Here is a 12,088-nt window from a genome sequence, read left to right as displayed (position 1 = left end):
CCTGGCCCGAATGCTCACCAAGGACGGCTGAAATGCCCTGAAGGCCGCCTTCGAGACGCTCAACGTCCCGAAGGCGGCCTTCAGGGCACTAGAGCCACACCGTTCGGGTCCGGGGTGAGGTGAACGGGGTCACCGGAGTTGAGCCGGTCCGCGATTCCGGCAACTGCGTCCACCGGTTTGTCGACGCCCGTGTCCAAGCGCACGACGAGGCGCACGTGGTCGCGGCGGTGGATTCGGGAGAGGACTGTTCCGCGGAGGGGGCCGGTTTCGGTGGCGCGGAGGGCGGTGGGGCGCAAGGCGAGACGAGCGGGGCCGTCGGGCGCCCAGGGGACGGGGATGGGGCCGAGGGCGGAGGTGGCGACGCCCGATGTCACGGTGGCGGGGAGGAACGTTGTGCAGCCGAGGAAGCGGGCGGTGGGTTCGTCGGCGGGGGTGCGCCACACGTCTTCGGGGCGGCCGGTTTGGGTGACGTGGCCGGCGCGCATCAGCGCGACCCGGTCGGCGAGGGTGAAGGCTTCGTCGTGGTCGTGGGTGACGATGAGGGTGGTGGAGCCCGCGACGCGCAGGACGCGGGCGAGGTCGAGGGCGAGTTGGTCGCGGAGTGCCCTGTCCAATGCGGACAGTGGTTCGTCGAGGAGGAGCAGGCGGGGACGAGGGGCGAGGGCCCGGGCGAGGGCGACGCGTTGTTGTTCGCCGCCGGAGAGTTCGGTGATGCGGCGGGACTGGTAGCCGTCAAGGTTGAGCAGGGTGAGGAGCTCGTGGACGCGGCGGCGTTGGGTGGGCCGGTCGGTGCCGCGCATGCGGAGGCCGAAGGTGATGTTGCCGGCGACGTCGCGGTGCGGGAACAGCTGGCCGTCCTGGAAGACGAGGCCGAAGCCGCGGCGGTGAACGGGGACGGTGGCGAGGTCGGCGCCGTTCCAGCTGATCGTGCCGGCGGTGGGGCGCTCCAGGCCGGCGACGGCGCGGAGGAGCGTCGACTTGCCGCAGCCGGACGGGCCGAGCAGGGCGAGTGTCTCACCGTCGGCCAGGTCGAGGTCCACCCCGGAGACCGCGGCAATATGTCCATAGTGGACGGAGAGGCCGCGTACGGACAGGGCCATCAGAACTCTCCAACGCCGGGGACGCGCAGGCGGTCGACCAGGAGCACGGCCGCGACGGTGACGAGCATCAGCACGGTGCAGGCGGCGTAGGCCATCTGGTTGTTCAGTGCGCCCGGGCGGGAGATCAGGCGGCCGATGGCCACCGGGAGGGTGGCTGCGTCCGGGCGGGCGAGGAAGCTGGTGGCGCCGAACTCGCCGAGCGCGACGACGTAGCCGAACGCGGCGGCGGTGAGCAGGGACCGGCCGGCGAGCGGGACGTCGACCTCGCGCCAGACCCGCCACGGGCCGGCGCCGAGCGTGGCGGCGGCCTGGCGCAGCCGTTCGTCGATGGAGCGGAGGACCGGCAGGACGATGCGGATGATCAGCGGGGTGACCACCAGTGCCTGGGCCAGCGGCACCAGCGCGGCGGAGGTGCGCAGGTCGCCGGGCAGCTTGTCCAGTGTGATCAGGTAGCCGAATCCCACGGTGACCGCGGAAACCCCGAGCGGCAGCATCAGCGCAGCGTCCAAGCCCTCGACCAGGCCGCGCCGAACCCGGCCCCGCCCAAGGGAAACCAGCACCACCGCGGCGGTGACACCGAGCAGCACGGCGAGCACGGTCGCGTCGAACGCGGTGCGCACCGAGTTGACCGCGGCGTCCACACCGGACACTTGCAAAGTGCCGGGGAAGCCGGTCCCGGTTAACGCCCGGTAACCATCGAGGCTCCAGCCGGACACGGAGCGGAGCGCCAGCACACCTACCGGGGTGAGCAGCAGCCCGACCACGACCATGGCCAGCGCCACCACCGCCCACTCGCCACCGGCCGGCCGGCGTGCCGTCTCCAGCTTGCCGCGCAACCGAAGCGCAGTCTCCCGGCGCCGCCGGGCCGCGGCACCGGCGAGCAGCGCGGCCACCACCGCGCCGAGTTGCAGCAGGGACAACGCCGCCGCCCCGGAGAGATCCAGCAGCTCCACCGTGCGCAGGTAGATCTCGGTCTCCAGGGTGCGGTACCGCGCCCCGCCGAGCACCAGGACCACACCGAAACTGGTGGCACAGAACAGGAACACCACCGCGGCCGCGGAGCCGAGGGCCGGGGTCAGCGCGGGCAGTGTCACCGCGGTGAACGTACGCAGCCGGGACGCCCCCAGCACCCGCGCCGCGTCCTCAGCTCGTCTGTCCACATGCGACCACAGACCAGCCACCGTACGGGCCACCACCGCCACGTTGAAGAACGCGTTGGCCAGCACGATGGAGATCACTCCGCCGGACGGCAGCAGCGCCCGGAACGCCAACCCCACCACCACGGTCGGCAGCACGAACGGCACCAGCACCACGACTCGCAGGAAACCCAGGCCCGGCAAGGCGCATCGGGCCAGCACGAATGCCACCGGCAACCCGGCCAGCACCGCCAACGCCGTGGACGCGGCCGCCTGCCCGAGCGTGAACCCCACGAGCCGCCACGTCTCGTCCTGGCCCAGCACGGACAGCACCCCGCCGGCCGACAACCCGCGCTCCAGGATCGCCACCACCGGCCAGAGAAAGAAGACCGCGAGGAAACCCAGCGGCACCAGGGCCGCGACGAGCAGGCCGGCGCCGGCCCGGATCAGCCTTGGACGGTCGAGCGCCACTGGTTGATCCACCGCTCCCGGTTCGCGTCGATGTCCGCGGCCGGCAACGTCTCCGGGTTGCTCGGCTGCAGCACCACGCCCTGCCACGCGGCCGGCAGCGGGACGTCCTCGCGCGCCGGGTAGACGAACATCTGCTCCGCGACGTTCGACTGGAACGGTTGGGACAGCAGGAAGTCCACCACCTTGCGGGCGTCCTCGGGGTGCTTGGCGCCGGTCAGCACGCCGGCGTACTCGACCTGCCGGAAACAGGTGAACAGCAGCGCCTTGGTGCGCGCCTTGCCGTCCGGCCCGACCTCGGCCGCCGGCGAGGACGCGTAGGACACCACGACCGGCCGCGGCCCCTTGCCGGCGGAGCCGGAGAAGTCCTGGGTGTAGGCCTCCTCCCAGCCACTGTCCACCTTGACCCCGTTGGCCTTCAGCTTCCGCCAGTAGTCCGCCCAGCCCTGCTCGCCGAAGTGCGCCACCGTACCGAGCACGAACGCCAGCCCCGGCGAGGACGTCGCCGGATCCTCCACCACGAGCAGGTCCTTGTACTTCGGGTCGGCCAGGTCCTCGTACCGGCTCGGCTCCGGGAGGCCACGCGCGACGAACGCGGCCGGGTCGACGTTGAGGCACACGTCCCCGGCGTCCACCGCGGTGAGCCGGTTACCGCCGTCGACGGCGTAGCGGCGCGGACCCTTGTCCGCCTCCGGGCTGTGGTAGTCGGCGAACACGCCTTCCTTCAACGCCCGCGAGGCGAACGTGTTGTCCACCCCGAACGCCACGTCGCCCAGCGGGTTGGCCCTGGTCAGCACGAGCTGGTTGGTCAGCGCGCCGGCGTCGCCGGACTTCCGCACGTCGATCCTGATCCCCGAGCTCTTCCGGAACTCGTCGAGGACCTCCGGCTTCATCGTGAACGAGTCGTGCGTGACCAGCACGACCGTCCGCTCCCCACCGTCGTCGCCACCGCCGGACAGCGAGCACCCGGCCGCGGTGGCCAGGACCAGGGCGATCACCGCGATACGCCGCATTGCGTTCCTCCTCCCTGCGCCGGTATGACCCGGATCAGGTTCGAACGGTCGAGGGCTGCGAGCCCTCCTCTCAGCCCGGCGCGGCACCGGGCTCCCGTGGTGATCACGATGCTACGCGCGTGCGCTCGGCGCCCGGAACGACCACCATGAGGGCATGCCGGAACTACTGAGCGACGAGGACCTGGGCAAAGCCCTGGGTGGCCTGCCCGAATGGAGCCGGACCGACGGGGCGCTGGTGCGCACCGCTGAGCTGGAAAGCTTCCCGCAGGCGATCCAGGTGGTGAACCGGGTCGCCGAGATCGCCGAGAGCGACAACCACCACCCGGACATCGACATCCGCTGGCGCACGCTGACCTTCCGGTGCAGCACACACTCCGCCGGCGGCATCACCGCGCTGGACGTGACCCTCGCCGAGGAGATCGACGGCGTGATCGACTCCATCCGGTCACCGGAGTAGTCACCCCCGGAACGGTCCGCGCACCTCGTAGGTGATCCCGCCGAACACGTCGCCGGACGTCCCACGCTGCGAGGAGAAGTACAGCCGCGAGCCGTCCGGGCTGAACGCCGGGCCGGTGATCTCCGAGCCGCCCTGACCCAGCACCCGCAGGAACGGCGCGACCACACCGGCCGGCGTGATCATGCAGATCTCCATGTCGCCGCCGTCCTCGGCCACGAACAGGTCGCCGTTCGCGGCACCGGTGACGTTGTCCACCCCGGTCAGCGGGGCCGCGCCGCCGATCACCAGCGAGTCGTCGTAGGCGAGGTCGATGGTCGAGGCGTTGGCGTCGTAGGCCCACACCCGGTTGTCGCCCTTGGTGGTGAACCAGCAGGTGCTGCCGGCGTAGTAGCAGCCCTCGCCGCCGGTGAACCGCTTCGCCGCGGACACCTGGTTGCGGGTCGTCACCGGGAAGCCGTCCGGGTCGGGCACCCGACGCCAGGTCACCGGGCCGCTGGTCTGGTCGGCCGGGCCGCACAGCACCTCGAGCGTGCCGCTGGACAGGTTGCCCCAGGTGGCCGGCTTGAACCGGTAGAAGCAGCCGTCCGGGACGTCCTCGGTCATGTAGATGAACTGGTGGTCGGGATCGGCCGCGCAGGCTTCGTGCTTGAACCGGCCCATCGCGGTGCGCGCGGTCGCTCCGTTGACCCCGAACGGGTCCGTCTCGAACACCCGCCCCCAGTCGATCTCCTCACAGGACAGCCAGGTGTGCCAGGGTGTGGCGCCGCCCGCGCAGTTCACGTTGGTGTTGCCCAGAATCCGGTACGCACCGGTGATCTGCCCGTCCGCCCCGAACCGGATCGCGGAGCACCCACCGACGAGCGGAACCTCGCTGTTGGACACGTAGATCCAGCCGCTGCCGTCGGCGAAGCAGGCGCCGCCGTCCGGAGCCGGGTGCCACAGGTAGGACGTGCGGGCCACGAACCGCCCGGTGCGCGCCACCACCCGGCTGGTGAACCCCGCCGGCAGCATGACGTTGTTGGCGTCGGCCGCCAGCAGGTCCCCGTACGGGCTCGGGCCGGGCTGCGCGGTGGCGGCGAACGCCTCCCGCCACGACGCCCCGCCGAACGCCGCCGCTGCCGCTCCGACCACCGCCACCCTGAGGAAGTTGCGCCGTTCCACGAGTCCTGGCTCCTTACGCTTCGTGTGCAGGGAACTACTCGGTTCAGGATGTCAGTGACCCGCCCTAAGGTCCGCCGGTATGACGGAAGTGTTCGAGCTACGGCAATACACGCTTCACCCAGGCCGGCGCGACGAGCTGATCACGCTGTTCGACCGGGAGTTCGTGGAGACCCAGGAGTCCTGCGGCATGCGCATCCTCGGCCAGTTCCGCGACCTGGACCGCCCGGACCGCTTCGGGTGGGTCCGCAGCTTCCCCTCGATGACCGCCCGCGCCGCCGCCCTGACCGCGTTCTACGGCGGCCCGGTCTGGCGCGCCCACCGCGAGGCCGCCAACGCCACGATGATCGACACCGACGACGTGCTCCTGCTCCGGCCCGTCGCCGGCGATTTCATCGTGGACGGCGCGGTGCGGGACGTGCCACCGTCCTCGCTCGTGCTGGCCACCATCCACTACCCCGCCGGTCACCCCGACGAGGGGTTGCTGTCGAAGTTCGGCGCCACGGTGCTCGGCGTGGGCGAGACCGAGCCCGCCGAGAACAACTACCCCGCGCTCCCCGTCCGCTCCGAGCAGGCATCGGTCTGGTTCGCCTCCTTCCCCACCGAGAGCGACCTGGCCGAGTGGCTCCGCGCCGCACCGGCTCCGCCCGTCCGCACCGAGCACCTCCGCCTCGCCCCGACCCCGCGTTCCCTGCTGCGCTGAGGAGACCCATGACGCGCCCCGCCCGCCTCCCCGAACCGCCCTATCACGCCGTCGTCTTCACCTCCCTCCGCACCCCCGTCGACGACGGCTACGCCGACACCGCGAAAGCCATGTTCGACCTCGTCCAATCCCAACCCGGCTACCTCGGCGCCGACACCGCCCGCAACCCCGACGGCCTCGGCATCACCGTCGCCTACTTCCGCGACGAACCCGCCATCACCGCCTGGCGCACCAACCCCGACCACGCCGCCGCCCGCAACCAAGGCCGCGAAAAGTGGTACGACTCCTACGCCATCCACGTAGCCAAAGTAGAACGCGCCTACCACTGGGACCGTCCGTCAGAATGAAGGCTCCTTGTTCGGCAGATTGAAAGGTCGACCGCGATCCCCGGCCAGGGCGCTTCCTGCTGACCGGTTCCGCGCGCCCGCACGACCTGCCCGATGCGCTGCCCGGCCGTTCGGGGACGATCGAGCTGTGGCCGCTGTCCCAGGGTGAGATCGACGGCACTCCGGACGGCTTCGTCGACGGCGTGTTCGCCCAGGGCGCCGACCTCCGTACCGAGCCGCTCGGGCTGCGGCGCCGGGACTATCTCGACCGAGCCGCCCGCGGCGGTTATCCCGAAGCCATGCACCGAGACACCCCGCGCCGCCGGCAACGGTTCTTCGACAGCTATCTCATCGTCCGGGACGTCAAGCAGGTGGCCGACATCGAGCATGCCGCCGACATGCGCCGGCTGCTGTCGCTGCTCGCCGCCCAAACCTCGGGCCTGCTCAGCGTCAACCGCCTCGCCGGCGAGCTGAGCATCACCGCTCCCACGGTGCGCAACTACATCGAGATCCTCGAAACCGTGTTCGTCGTCCGCCGGCTCCCCGCCTGGTCGGCCGGCACCACCACGCGCACCGTCGGCATGCCAAAGGTGATCTTCATTGATCCTGGCCTCGCGCACACCCCGACCGCCAGCGCCACCAGCGACGCCCCGATCGGCGCGCTCATCGGGAACTTCGTGCTCAGCGAGATCGCCCGCCAGCTCACCTGGTCGACCGTCTCCGCCCGCCTCTACCACTACCGCGACCAGTACGAAGTGGACGGTGTACTCGAGGACAACACCGGCAACATCGTCGGCATCGAAATCAAGGCCGCCGAAACCGTCCGCTCCAACGACTTCCGCGGCCTCAGACTTCTCCAGCGCCGCCTAGGCCCCCGCTTCCATGCCGGCCTCGTCCTCTACTGCGGCTCAGAATCCCTCAGCTTCGGCGACAACCTCGCCTGCCTCCCCATCTCCGCCTTGTGGACCACGCCGACATGAGCCGGAATGCCTAAACCGAAGTTGCTGTGACTCTGCGTAGAACCTCGGTGGTTCACCCTGCGAAAACGTGTCGATCGTGCCGTTTTCGGTAGCCAGAAGCGATGTGCTTTCCGGCTACGGACGCATCCACTCGTCCTCTGTGGACCGAATGTGGAAACCTCAAACCGGATGTGCAAGCAGTTGATCATTCGTAACTTCGGTCTAAACATTGAAGCGGAACTCGACGACGTCGCCGTCGGACATGACGTAGTCCTTGCCTTCCATGCGGACTTTGCCGGCGGATTTGGCGGCGGGCATGGAGCCGGCTGCCATCAGGTCCTCGTAGGAGACGATTTCGGCTTTGATGAAGCCGCGTTCGAAGTCGGTGTGGATGACGCCGGCGGCTTGGGGGGCGGTCCAGCCTTGGTGGATGGTCCAGGCGCGGGATTCTTTGGGGCCGGCCGTCAAAAAAGTTTGCAGGCCGAGGGTGTGGAAGCCGGCGCGGGCCAGGGCGTGCAGGCCGGGTTCGGGTTGGCCGATGGACTCGAGAAGCTCGGCGCGGGAGTCGGCGTCGAGCTCCAGCAGCTCGGCTTCGACCTTGGCGTCGAGGAACACGGCGTCGGCGGGGGCGACGAGCTTGGTGAGGTCGGCGCGGCGCGAAGCGTCGGTGAGGACGGATTCGTCGGCGTTGAACACGTAGAGGAACGGCTTGGCGGTGAGCAGGCTGAGCTCGGCCACGAGCGCGCCGTCCACTTCGGAGGACGCGGCGAACAGCGTGCGGCCGGAGTCGAGTGTGGCGCGGGCGGCGACGGCGGCGTCGAGCGCGGGCCGGGCGTCCTTGCGGGTGCGGGCCTCCTTCTCCAGGCGCGGCAGCGCGCGGTCCAGGGTCTGCAGGTCGGCGAGGATCAGCTCGGTGTTGACCGTCTCGATGTCGGCGCCCGGGTCCACGGCGCCGTCGACGTGCACCACGTCGGGGTCGTCGAACACCCGGATGACCTGGCAGATGGCGTTGGCCTCACGGATGTTGGCGAGGAACCGGTTGCCCAGGCCCTGCCCCTCGGAGGCGCCCTTGACCAGCCCGGCGATGTCCACGAAGGACACCGTGGCCGGCACCACCCGGGCGCTGCTGAACACCGACGCCAGCCGGTCCAACCGGGGATCCGGCAGCGGGACCACCCCGACGTTGGGCTCGATGGTGGCGAACGGGTAGTTCGCGGCCAGCACGGAGTTGTTGGTCAGCGCGTTGAACAAGGTGGACTTGCCGACGTTGGGCAGGCCGACGATGCCGAGGGTCAAACTCACGACGAGCCAGTCTAGGCGGCGGTGGTGAACCCCTGACGACCCAGTCGGCCCCGTCGCAGCTCGATAACACTCCGTAAGGGTCATACTTTCGACACTTCACCCATATGGGTACGACGTGCTTAGGTGTTCGTCGGCGCAGCCCTCGGTCGGGGCCTGGAGTGCTCGCCACAGCTGCTCACTCACCCGTCCGAGGAAGGAATGGGATGACCTCCCAACGTGATTGGCGACGGCGCGGCCGCCTCGCCGTCGGGATGGCGTTCACCACGGCCCTCGCCGGCGCCGCGCTGGTTGCCAGCCCCGCGGCCGCGGACCCCACCCCCGACGCCAGCATCGGCGTGTCCATCGGAAAGCACGACGAGCAGCTGCTCGCCGAGGCCCAGCAGCGCGGCCAGCAGACGGTGACGGTGCTGGTGGCGACGAAGCGCGGCCAGGGCACCAGGGGCGTCGAGCAGCTCGCCAAGGCCGGCGCCAAGGTCCAGTACCGGGCCGACGAGATCAACTACGTGCGCGTCGAGGTCCCGGTCGACCAGGTGAAGAAGATCGCCGCGCTGGACGGTGTCAGCGCCGTCGACCTCGACGAGAACATCCCGCTGGACGACCCGCGCCCGGAGGGCATCGCCGACCCGACCCCGCAGCCCCCGCCGAACGCCAGCACGCCGCACGTGAACCCGTACATGCCCACCGGTGACACCGGCGCCGCACAGTTCGTGGACGCGCACCCGACCTGGGACGGCCGCGGCGTCACGGTCGGCATCGTGGACTCCGGCGTGGACCTCGGCCACCCGTCGCTGAACACCACCAGCACCGGCGAGCGCAAGATCGTCGACTGGGTGGCGTTCACCGACGGCGGCTTCGCCAACGGGGTCAACATCGACAACGACCCGAGCTGGATCCTGATGACCGGCGCGCTCCCGGCCGACTACACCGCCCCGCCCGGCGCCGGCACGCTCCGGTTCGGCGTGTTCAACGAGCGCGACCCGCGCCTGGCCGGCGAGACCGGCAACGACGTCAACCGCGACGGCAACCCGACCGGCAGCGTCGGCACCTTCGGCGTGGCCTGGGACCAGGCCACCAACAACGTCTGGGTGGACACCAACCAGAACAAGAGCTTCACCGACGACATGGCGATGACGGACTACAAGGTCCGCTTCGACCAGAACAGGTTCGGCACGGACAACCCGGCCACCGCGATCAGCGAAGCCATGCCGTTCGTGGTGCAGACCGACACCGCGAACAACTCCGTCAACATCGGCATCGTGTCCGGCGCGCACGGCTCGCACGTGGCCGGCATCGTGGCCGGCAACCGGCTGTTCGGCGGCTCGATGAGCGGCGCCGCGCCCGGCGCCAAGATCGTCTCCGTGCGGGCCTGCCTGTGGATCACCGGCTGCACGAACCACGCGCTGATCGAGGGCATGCGGTATGCGGTCCGCGACGCGCACGTGGACGTGATCAACATGTCCATCGGCGGCCTGCCGGCGCTCAACGACGGCAACAACGCCCGCGCCGAGATCTACAACAACCTGATCGACACGTTCGGCGTGCAGATGTTCATCTCCGCCGGAAACGAGGGCGCCGGGGCGAACACGGTCGGCGACCCGTCAGTGGCGGACAGGGTGGTCAGCGTCGGCTCCTACATCCGCCGGGCCACCTGGCAGCGCAACTACGGCTCGGACATCGCGGTGGAGGAGAGCCTGCACGGCTTCTCCTCGCGCGGCCCCCGGGAGGACGGCGGCTTCAAGCCGACGATCATCGCGCCCGGTTCGGCCATCTCGTCCGTGCCGACCTGGCAGGGCGGCCAGCCGGTGGCCGGCACCTACGACCTGCCGCCCGGCTACGGCATGTTCAACGGCACCTCGATGGCCTCGCCGCAGACCGCGGGAGCCGCGGCGGTGCTGGTGAGCGCGGCGCTGGACCGCGGCGTGCAGCACAGCCCCGCGCAGCTGCGCCAGGCGATCACGTCCTCGGCCCGGTTCGTCTCCGGCCTGCAGGCCTACGAGCAGGGCAACGGTCTGCTCACCGTGGACCGGGCGTGGGACCTGCTGCAGGCCAACATCAGGGTCACCGACATCACCTCGTCGGTGCCGGTGAGCTCGGTGCTGTCCGGCTTGCTGAAGACACCGGGCGTCGGCGTCGGCATCCACGACCGCGAGGGCGTGCGGGCCGGCGACAGCTACACCCGCGACTACACGTTCACCCGCACGTCCGGCAGCGACGCCCCGATCACGTACCGGGTGAACTGGGTGGGCAACGACGGCACGTTCAAGTCGCCGGACGCGATCACGCTGCGCAAGGGCTTCGCGACGAAGCTGCGGGTGCACATCGAGCCGCGCACGGCCGGCATCCACTCGGCGATCCTGAACCTGGACAGCCCGCTCACCACCGGCGTCGAGTACCAGACGCTGAACACGGTGGTGGCCGCCGAGGACTTCACCGCGGAGAACGCCTACACGCTCCGGCACGGCGGGCAGCTCGGCCGCAACCAGACGGCCAGCTTCTTCGCCCGGGTCCCGGCCGGCACGACGGCGCTCTCGGTGGACATGCAAGGCGGCGGCGCGGGCGGGGCGGGCCAGATCCGGTTCCTCCGGTTCCACCCGTTCGGCCTGCACCTGGAGGCGAACGCGTCGACGAACTGCTACAACCCGCCGGTGCCGGGCGGCGGCTGCGACCTGGGCAGCCCGACCAGCCGCACGGTGACCAACCCGCTCCCGGGCGTCTGGGAGATCGAGGTCGAGGCGCGGCGGACGTCGGACGTGGCGTTCGCGCCGTACACGATCACGGCCAAGGCGCTCAGCGCGTCGGTGTCACCGAACCCGGACACGATTCCGTCGGCGTCGCTGGGCCAGCCGGTGAACCGGCAGTACGCGCTCACCAACGCGTTCGCGTCGCTCACCGGCAAGGCGGGCGGAACGGCGCTGCGCAGCCAGCGGACCGCCACGCCGACCATCGCCACCGGTCAGCAGCTGCAGTTCCCGGTGACCGTGCCGGCGGGCACGACCAGCCTGCGCACGACGATCGGCTCCGCCTCGGACGCCAGGTCGGACCTGGATCTGTACGCGTTCAACTGCACGACCGGGACCTGCCGGCAGGCCGGGCAGAGCACCGGATCGACGGCCGAGGAGGCGGTGACGATCAACAACCCGGCGGCCGGCCTGTGGATCATTCTGGTCGACGGGTTCCGGGTGGACGCGGGCACGACCACGTTCAATTTCCTGGACGTGCTGAGCAACCCGATGTACGGCACGGTGTCGGTGACGGACGCGAACGTGAGCCGGCCGTCGAACTCGACCTGGACGGTGCCGGGCGTGGTGACGGTGAACGCGGCGCCGGGCTCCGGCCGGGTGCTGATCGGCAACGTCGAGGTGCGCACGGATGGCAACGTGCTGGTGGGCTCCGGTGACGTGATCGTGCAGAGCGTCTCGTAGCGGTGGTGTTGCCAGGGCCGCCCTTTCGTTCGAGGGGCGGCCCT

General features: G+C 70.4%; 10 protein-coding genes and 1 riboswitch. Of the genes, 5 read left to right on the top strand and 5 right to left on the bottom strand.

Annotated elements, in window-relative coordinates:
* Window positions 1-80 precede the first annotated feature (80 nt).
* The 3 genes from VGR06_RS27610 to VGR06_RS27600 form a co-directional block, all read right to left on the bottom strand.
* The gene (locus VGR06_RS27610; RefSeq protein ID WP_327562057.1) at window positions 81-1,100 is read right to left on the bottom strand and encodes an ABC transporter ATP-binding protein; all 1,020 of its coding nucleotides are present in this window, start codon (window positions 1,098-1,100) and stop codon (window positions 81-83) included.
* Window positions 1,100-2,686 (bottom strand): iron ABC transporter permease, encoded by a 1,587-nt coding sequence (locus VGR06_RS27605; protein WP_327562058.1) that lies wholly within the window; start codon window positions 2,684-2,686, stop codon window positions 1,100-1,102. The genes VGR06_RS27610 and VGR06_RS27605 overlap by 1 nt, the downstream gene beginning before the upstream one ends.
* Window positions 2,683-3,717: a thiamine ABC transporter substrate-binding protein gene (locus tag VGR06_RS27600; protein ID WP_327562056.1), complete on the bottom strand. Its 1,035-nt coding sequence runs from the start codon at window positions 3,715-3,717 to the stop codon at window positions 2,683-2,685. Before VGR06_RS27600 ends, VGR06_RS27605 begins: the two co-directional genes overlap by 4 nt.
* Window positions 3,712-3,825, bottom strand: a riboswitch (TPP riboswitch). (Overlaps the previous gene by 6 nt.)
* A gap of 46 nt (window positions 3,826-3,871) precedes the next feature.
* Between VGR06_RS27600 and VGR06_RS27595 the strand changes: the two genes are divergently transcribed.
* Window positions 3,872-4,174 carry a 4a-hydroxytetrahydrobiopterin dehydratase gene (locus VGR06_RS27595; protein ID WP_327562055.1) on the top strand — a complete coding sequence of 101 codons (303 nt, stop codon included), beginning with the start codon at window positions 3,872-3,874 and terminating at the stop codon, window positions 4,172-4,174.
* Here the strand turns inward: VGR06_RS27595 and VGR06_RS27590 are convergent, their stop codons facing one another.
* A complete protein-coding gene (locus VGR06_RS27590) occupies window positions 4,175-5,335 on the bottom strand; it encodes an alkaline phosphatase PhoX (RefSeq protein ID WP_327562054.1) in 1,161 nt (386 codons plus the stop codon). It lies immediately after the preceding gene.
* Window positions 5,336-5,414: 79 nt separating this feature from the next.
* Between VGR06_RS27590 and VGR06_RS27585 the strand changes: the two genes are divergently transcribed.
* From VGR06_RS27585 to VGR06_RS27575, 3 genes are all read left to right on the top strand, one after another.
* Window positions 5,415-6,035: an NIPSNAP family protein gene (locus tag VGR06_RS27585; RefSeq protein ID WP_327562053.1), complete on the top strand. Its 621-nt coding sequence runs from the start codon at window positions 5,415-5,417 to the stop codon at window positions 6,033-6,035.
* A gap of 8 nt (window positions 6,036-6,043) precedes the next feature.
* Window positions 6,044-6,382, top strand: a complete 339-nt coding sequence (locus VGR06_RS27580; protein ID WP_327562052.1) for an antibiotic biosynthesis monooxygenase — start codon at window positions 6,044-6,046, stop codon at window positions 6,380-6,382.
* Window positions 6,383-6,564: 182 nt separating this feature from the next.
* On the top strand, window positions 6,565-7,341 hold the full coding sequence (locus tag VGR06_RS27575) for a DUF4143 domain-containing protein (RefSeq protein ID WP_327562051.1): 777 nt from the start codon (window positions 6,565-6,567) through the stop codon (window positions 7,339-7,341).
* A gap of 201 nt (window positions 7,342-7,542) precedes the next feature.
* On the opposite strand, the gene ychF is transcribed toward VGR06_RS27575, so the two are convergent.
* Window positions 7,543-8,622, bottom strand: coding sequence for a redox-regulated ATPase YchF (gene ychF, locus VGR06_RS27570; RefSeq protein ID WP_327562050.1), 1,080 nt, complete (start codon window positions 8,620-8,622; stop codon window positions 7,543-7,545).
* Window positions 8,623-8,825: 203 nt separating this feature from the next.
* Between ychF and VGR06_RS27565 the strand changes: the two genes are divergently transcribed.
* Window positions 8,826-12,044, top strand: coding sequence for a S8 family serine peptidase (locus tag VGR06_RS27565; protein WP_327562049.1), 3,219 nt, complete (start codon window positions 8,826-8,828; stop codon window positions 12,042-12,044).
* Window positions 12,045-12,088 lie beyond the last annotated feature (44 nt).

Origin of the sequence: Actinophytocola sp. (assembly GCF_036002505.1) — a bacterium.
Classification (GTDB): domain Bacteria; phylum Actinomycetota; class Actinomycetes; order Mycobacteriales; family Pseudonocardiaceae; genus DASYTH01.
The sequence above is the reverse complement of the archived record's forward strand: the minus strand, read 5'-3'. Positions and strand labels throughout refer to the sequence as shown.

Excerpts from the sequence above, each read along its gene's own strand:
- VGR06_RS27585 (WP_327562053.1), top strand. The coding sequence starts at position 5,415 with ATGACGGAAGTGTTCGAGCTACGGCAATACACGCTTCACCCAGGCCGG.
- VGR06_RS27595 (WP_327562055.1), top strand. The coding sequence starts at position 3,872 with ATGCCGGAACTACTGAGCGACGAGGACCTGGGCAAAGCCCTGGGTGGC.
- VGR06_RS27610 (WP_327562057.1), bottom strand. The coding sequence starts at position 1,100 with ATGGCCCTGTCCGTACGCGGCCTCTCCGTCCACTATGGACATATTGCC.
- VGR06_RS27600 (WP_327562056.1), bottom strand. The coding sequence starts at position 3,717 with ATGCGGCGTATCGCGGTGATCGCCCTGGTCCTGGCCACCGCGGCCGGG.
- VGR06_RS27580 (WP_327562052.1), top strand. The coding sequence starts at position 6,044 with ATGACGCGCCCCGCCCGCCTCCCCGAACCGCCCTATCACGCCGTCGTC.
- VGR06_RS27565 (WP_327562049.1), top strand. The coding sequence starts at position 8,826 with ATGACCTCCCAACGTGATTGGCGACGGCGCGGCCGCCTCGCCGTCGGG.